The organism is Streptomyces sp. NPDC059787 (assembly GCF_042732315.1).
GTDB lineage: Bacteria > Actinomycetota > Actinomycetes > Streptomycetales > Streptomycetaceae > Streptomyces > Streptomyces atrovirens.
Genome location: NZ_JBHWHX010000057.1, coordinates 35,159 through 41,425, shown reverse-complemented (window position 1 = coordinate 41,425; position 6,267 = coordinate 35,159). Strand labels below are relative to the sequence as shown.

Below are 6,267 nucleotides of genomic sequence, written 5' to 3'. Positions count from 1 at the left end.
GGCTCCGCCCCCGGACCCCCGTTCGCGCGGTTCCCCGCGCCCCTGGAGCGGGGCCGGGTCAGCCGGCCGGCAGGGCCCGTAGGAGGAGCAGGGCGATGTCGTCCAGCCGGTTCTCCGCGTCCGCGCCGTGCTGGACCAGGGCGTCGGCGAGATCGTCCAGGGGCAGGTCGCCGAGGTCGGTGAGACGGCGGCACAGGTCGGCGACGGCGTCCTCGAAGTCGGTGCCGGGGGATTCCACCAGACCGTCGGTGTAGAGGACGAGCAGCGAACCGGGGGAGAGGCCGACCTCGGTCGACGGGTACGCCGCCGAGCCGTCGATGCCCAGCAGCGGGCCCCCGGCCAGGTCCAGCACCCGCACCCGCCCGTCCGGTCTGCGCAGCAGCGGCGGCGGATGACCCGCGCGGGACATCACGGCCCGCTCGTGCGCGGGGTCGAGCCGCAGGTACAGACAGCTGGCGAACAGCTCCGAACCCAGGTCCAGCAGCAGCCGGTTGGTGCTGCGCATCACCTCCTCGGGCGCCTGCCCGACGGCCGTGTACGCGCGTACCGCCGTACGGACCTGTCCCATCAGCCCGGCCGCCGTCACGTTGTGCCCCTGCACGTCCCCGATCACCGCCGCCGCCATCCCCTGCGTCGGCACCAGGTCGTAGAAGTCGCCCCCGATCTCCATGCCCTGGGTGGCCGGCAGATAGCGGGCCGCCGCCTCGATCCCCGCCAGCGACGGCAGCGTGTGCGGCAGCAGCGCCTCCTGCAGCCCGTGCGCGAGCCGGTGCTTGGCGTCGTAGAGCATGGCCCGCTCCAGCGCCTGGGCGATCAGCCCCGCCAGATTGGTCAGCACCGCCCGCTCCTCCGTCGTGAAGTGGTGCGGCGCCGCGTACGACAGCACGCACGTCCCCACCGGGCGCCCCGAGGCGATCAGCGGCAGATACGCCCACGCCGCGAACTCGGACGGGTTCACCAGCAGCGCCGGATACAGACGCTCGACCTCCTCCCGGCTCTCGAAGAAGGCGGGCACACCGGACCGCAGCACCTGGCTGCCGGGGGTCGGCTCCGACAGCGGCATCCCGTCGAACCGCTCCACCACCCGCGCGTCCGCGTACCCCTGGTGCCCCAGCACGCGCAGCCGGCCCGCCCGGGACCCGAGGATCACCAGCCCCTGGCCGCCCACGGCCGGGAGGACCTCGGCCGCGACCAGCTGCACCACGTCCTCCACCCCGACCGTCTCGGTCAGCGCACCCGCCAGGCTCAGCACCTGGGTGATGGTGACCAGCCGCGGCTGCCCCTGCCCGGACCGCGGTGCCGCGCGGTTCATCTCCGTCACCGCGCGCGCCCGGCTGATCCGCACACTGAGTCCGGTGGTACTCGGATACAGCCGGAACGACAGCCACTCGTCCGGGGGGCGCAGCGCGACGAACGAGGTGACGTGCTGGCTGAACAGCGCGGCCCGGTACCGGTCCTCGTACACGGGATCGTTCAGCCACGGCACCGACGCCCACATCTGGGCCCCGAGCAGCCGGTTCGCCGGAACGCCCAGCAGCTCCGCGGCGGCGGCGTTGGCGAAGCCGACCCGCCCGTGCAGATCGAGCGAGCACAGGCCGTACGGCAGCCGGGACACCATCCGTGCCGCCTCCACCGTGCCGAGCGTGCCGGCCATGCCGCCCACCAGCGGCGCCGCCAGCAGATCCGGCTCCGGTGCCAGCGGCAGGCTCTGCTCGGCGGCCCGCTCCAGCCGCACCGCGAGCCGGTCGCAGGCGGCGGTCAGATGATCGCGCTCCCAGTCGGACAGCTCCTGCGGATGCGTGCCGGGCCAGGTCACGAAGACCGCGCCGTACGCCTTCGTCCCCGTCGCCACCGGCAGCGCGGCCAGCGAGAAGGGGTACGGCAGCACCATGGCGATCCGGGGATAGCGGCGGGCCATCTCCTCCTCGCCGCCCACCCACACCAGCCGTCGTTCGCGCACCGCGTCGGAGACCGGGATCGGCGCGCTCAGCCCCACCCGTTCCCACGGGGCCGCGAAGGCGCGGGGCAGCCCCGCCATCACCGCCATCTCCAGTACCGGACGGTCCGGCGAGAGCAGGTACACGGCCCCGGAGTGGGCGTGCACCTCGTCCATCATCGAGGCCAGCGTCAGGGACAGCAGCGGACGGCCGACCGGTGCCCGCCCGCCCGGCGGCGTCCGCGCGGACGACTGCCCCTCGGACACGCCGACCACCTCCTCGCACGGCCGCGCCACCCGGTCCCGGGACCCAATCTCCCCCCTGCCGGGCCGTCGCGCACGACGAGCTACGGGGAAGGGGACCGTACGCCCCGCGGGGCCACGCACCCTCCGTATGCCCCGGACCCCGGCCCGTAGGGCCGACCGGGGTGTTCCGCGCCCCGCGCACCCCGGGAGCCGCCGAACGCGCACAGGGGCTGCGCGGGTGCCCCATAAGCGCTGTAATGGCCAACGTGGTCAGTGAGGGCGCTGCGGGACGCAGCACGAGAACGCTGAGTGCGGAAGGCGCCCTGACGGCGATCGCGGTCGACCCCGAGTCACCCGAACGGGTGCGCAGGATCCTGGAGCAGGCCCTCGTCTTCGCCGGTGCCGCGTTCGCCGCCGTGTACACGGCCGGCGCGGACGGAGAGCTGCTGTACCTGGCGGAGTCCGTCGGGGTGCCGCGAACCCTGTGCGGGGTGCGGGACAGCTACCCCGTCGCCGGGCACGCCCCGGTGGCCGAGGCCCACCGCGGGCGGCCGGTGTGGCTGGGCCCGGCCGACCTCGCCGCACAGGCGCAGTCACGGCGCGTGCCCAGCCGTGACTTCTTCCTGGCGGCGCTGCCCCTGCGCGGCGGCGGCTGCCTGCTCGCGGTCAGCGAGCGCGCCGACGGTTTCGACGCCGACGACCGCTTCTGCCTCGGCCTCGTCGCCGACGCCCTCGCCCTCCCCGCGCCGGCCGCCACCGCCGAGGGCGCCGACCTGCGGCCCGGCGGCTTCAGCCTCGCCATGGACACCGGGCGGGTCCGGGTCGGCGAGGACATCCTGGAACTGTTCGGCCTCGACCCGGACGACTTCGACGGGCGGGTCGAGACCCTGCTGGGCCTGACGGTGCCGGAGGACCTGCCCTCGCTGATGTCCGTCGTCGAGGCCGACCACATGACGATCGGCGACCGCGAACTGGAGTTCCGGGTGCTCCAGCCCACCGGCCCGCCCAAGTGGCTGCGGCTGCGCGGCCGGCTGGTGCACGGCGGGGAGGGGCGCCCCGCCCGGCTGGTGGGCTCCGTCGCCGACGCCTCCACGCTGCGCTCCGACATCACGGACGTGGCCCGGATCCAGCGCCTCGCCGCCGCGCTCGCCACCGCGGTCACCGTCCGCGACGTCGGCAGGGCCGTGGTCGCCGCGCTGCGCCGGCCGCTGCGGGCCGACCGCATCGCGCTCGCCGAGCTGGAGAGCGAACGGCTCGTCGTCACCGTTCTCGACCCGCCGGAACCGGAGGCCTGGCCGGATCTGTGGCGCGCGGAGTGGCGCACCGAGTGGCCCGACGCGCCCGTGCGCACCATGCCCACCCTCGCCGCCGCCCTGCGCGAGGGCCGCGCCCGGATCTGGCCGGCGGGCTCCCCGCTGGAGACCGCCCTCGCCGAGGTCGGCCCCGGCGGCCTGGCCATGCTGCCGCTGCCCGCCGGGAACCGGATAGCCGGCGCCTGTCTGATCGGCTGGGACACCCCGCACGACTTCGGCCCCGACGAACGTGCCCTGCTCACCGCCGCCGCCGGCCTCGCCGGACAGGCCCTGATGCGGGCCCGCGCCTTCGACGCGGAGCACGAACTGGTCGGCATGCTCCAGCGCCAGCTGCTGCCGCGCCGCCTGCCCCGGCTGCCCGGCGCGGTCGCCGTCGCCCGCTATCTGCCCAGCACCGCAGGTCTGGAGCTCGGCGGCGACTGGTACGACGTGATCCCGCTGCCGGACAACCACGTCGCCCTCGTCATCGGCGACGTCCAGGGTCACAGCGCCGGCGCCGCCACCCTCATGGGCCAGATGCGCACCGCGCTGCGCGCCTACGCCGTCGAGGGACACCCCCCGGACGTGGTGGTCTCCCACGCCAACCGGCTCCTCATGGACATGGAGACCGACCTCTTCGCCACCTGCTGCTATGTCGACGTCGACATGGAGGAGGGCTTCGCCTGGTGCGTCCGCGCAGGCCATCTGCCGCCGGTGCTGCGCCACCCGGACGGCCGCACCGAGATCGCGGAGGCCGAGGGCGGCCCGCCGCTCGGCGTGGTGCGGCAGAGCGACTTCCCCATGAGCCCGCTCAGGCTGCGACCCGGCACGATGCTCGCGCTCACCACGGACGGCCTGGTCGAGTCCCCGGACTCCGACATCGACGAGGGCATGAACCGCTTCGCCCGGCAGCTGTCCGCCGCCGACCCCGCCCACCTCGGGCCCGTCGCGGACGCCCTGCTCGGCAAGGCCCCGCGCAGCGACGACGTCGCCCTGCTGCTGATGCGCTACGACGGCATGACCTCCCGCCCGCTGCGGGAGAGCTGGACGGTGTGGCGGGTGCCCCAGGCGGTCGGGCACGCCCGCCGCTTCACCCGGCGTACCCTGCGCTCCTGGGGGGTGACCGCGGACGTCGACGGAGCCCTGCTCGTCGTCTCCGAACTGGTCACCAACGCCCTCGTGCACACCGAAGGGCCGGTCCGTCTCGACATCTCCCTGGTCAACGACCGGCTGCGCCTCGCGGTCGCCGACGCCTCGCCCCGCACCCCCGTGAAGCCCACCAGCATCGGCTGGGAGGCCACCGGAGGCCGCGGCATCCTCCTCGTCGAGGCCGTGTCGGCCGGCTGGGGAACCCTTCCGGTCAGCGGGGGCAAGCAGGTGTGGGCGGAGTTCGTGCTGCGGCCCTGACGGCCGCCGGGTCCGCCGGCCGGGAACGCCCGCGCCCGGTGACCGTACCGCTCCGCCGGGTACCCGGGACGCCACCGAGAGACAGGAGAGAGGAAACGTCATGGCACAGCACGTGCGCGACATCATGACCGGCGCGCCGGTGACCGTCGGGCCGCAGACCTCCGTCGCGGAGGTCGCCCGCATCATGCGCGACCGCGGCCTCGGGTCCGTCCTGGTGACCGACGGCGACCGGCTGCGCGGACTGGTCACCGACCGCGACCTGGTGGTGCGGTCGGTCTCCCGGGGCGGCGATCCCGAGGACACCACCGTGGCCGGCGCGTGCAGCGACGACCTGGTGACCGTGGCACCGGACGACGACCTGGACCACGCGGTGCGGCTGATGCGCGAACACGCCGTGCGCCGCGTTCCGGTCGCCGAGGAAGGCCGCCCCGTCGGCGTCGTCTCGCTGGGCGACACCGCCATGGAGCGCGACCCGGAGTCCGCCCTGGGCGACATCAGCGTGGCCCGGCCCAACATCTGACGAGGACGCCGGCCCGGACGGGAACTTCCCGTCCGGGCCGGGGCGTCGGGAGGCGGAGGCCTGTACGGCGGGCGGGTGTTTGTCCGGCACGGCGCCGGGGACCCGGAGGGCAGCGGACAGAAGGAAGATGATGAGTCGTGACCTCGGAGACCACTGACCAGCCCCGACCCCGCCGGGCGGAGACCGGCTGGGCGCGAGCCCGGCGACTGCGCGGCAAGGACCCGCTGCGGACCTGCCTCCCCGCCGTGGACCGCGGTACCACCTCCACCACCCCGAACACGAGTGTGGAGGGAAACATCGTAAGAGGCGATGATTAGCCCGCGTCCGGGCGACCGTCCCGCTCTTTCGCGGGATTTCGTGACGCACGAACAAAGCAAGTGACGTTCCACAAGCCGGAACACGACTATGGTGAGCCGAATGAAGGCTCTCGTGCTGTCCGGCGGTGCCGGAACCCGGCTGAGGCCGATCACCCGCACCTCGCTCGAACAATTGGTGCCCGTGGCCGACAGACCCGCGCTCTTCCACGAGCCGGAGTCCCTGACGGACGCGGGCATCAGCGACGTCGGGACCGCCGTCGGTGACACGGCCGCGGAGATCGAGGACGCGGTCGGTGACGAATCGAAATTCTGTCCGCAGGCCGCCTGCATTCCCCAGGGGAATTCTCCGGGACCGGCCCACGCGGCGCTGACCGCCCCCGCCGTCCGGTATCCGGTCGACCCCCGCGCCGACGTGCGCCGCACGGTCGTCCAGGGCTGCCGGAAGGACACCGGCAGCGCCGTCCACCTGCTGGGGGCCGGCCGTTGCGTCCGTACGCTGCTCGCGTCCGACGCGCCGACGGGCACCGCGCCGGGCGCGCTCACCTGCGC

General features: G+C 74.5%; 4 protein-coding genes and 1 pseudogene. 4 read left to right on the top strand and 1 reads right to left on the bottom strand.

All coding sequences use genetic code 11. The features are described 5' to 3' along the window. Positions 1–58 precede the first annotated feature (58 nt). A complete protein-coding gene (locus tag ACFV5H_RS33420) occupies positions 59–2,203 on the bottom strand; it encodes a SpoIIE family protein phosphatase (RefSeq protein WP_385055463.1) in 2,145 nt (714 codons plus the stop codon). A gap of 236 nt (positions 2,204–2,439) precedes the next feature. On the opposite strand from ACFV5H_RS33420, the gene ACFV5H_RS33415 reads away from it, so the two are divergent. The 4 genes and pseudogenes from ACFV5H_RS33415 to ACFV5H_RS33400 all read left to right on the top strand — a co-directional run. Beyond that, a complete protein-coding gene (locus ACFV5H_RS33415; protein WP_385055466.1) occupies positions 2,440–4,881 on the top strand; it encodes a SpoIIE family protein phosphatase in 2,442 nt (813 codons plus the stop codon). Between the two features lie 100 nt (positions 4,882–4,981). Further along, positions 4,982–5,401 (top strand): CBS domain-containing protein, encoded by a 420-nt coding sequence (locus ACFV5H_RS33410; RefSeq protein ID WP_385198563.1) that lies wholly within the window; start codon positions 4,982–4,984, stop codon positions 5,399–5,401. A 137-nt stretch (positions 5,402–5,538) separates the two neighbouring features. Continuing rightward, positions 5,539–5,718: a hypothetical protein gene (locus ACFV5H_RS33405; RefSeq protein ID WP_073935341.1), complete on the top strand. Its 180-nt coding sequence runs from the start codon at positions 5,539–5,541 to the stop codon at positions 5,716–5,718. A 100-nt stretch (positions 5,719–5,818) separates the two neighbouring features. After that, positions 5,819–6,094 (top strand): annotated as a pseudogene (locus ACFV5H_RS33400) (sugar phosphate nucleotidyltransferase); the annotation flags it as partial. Between the last annotated feature and the right edge of the window lie 173 nt (positions 6,095–6,267).

What these genes read in the sequence shown, in the direction of transcription:
- ACFV5H_RS33415 (WP_385055466.1), top strand. Translation starts at nt 2,440, where the DNA reads ATGGCCAACGTGGTCAGTGAGGGCGCTGCGGGACGCAGCACGAGAACG.
- ACFV5H_RS33410 (WP_385198563.1), top strand. Translation starts at nt 4,982, where the DNA reads ATGGCACAGCACGTGCGCGACATCATGACCGGCGCGCCGGTGACCGTC.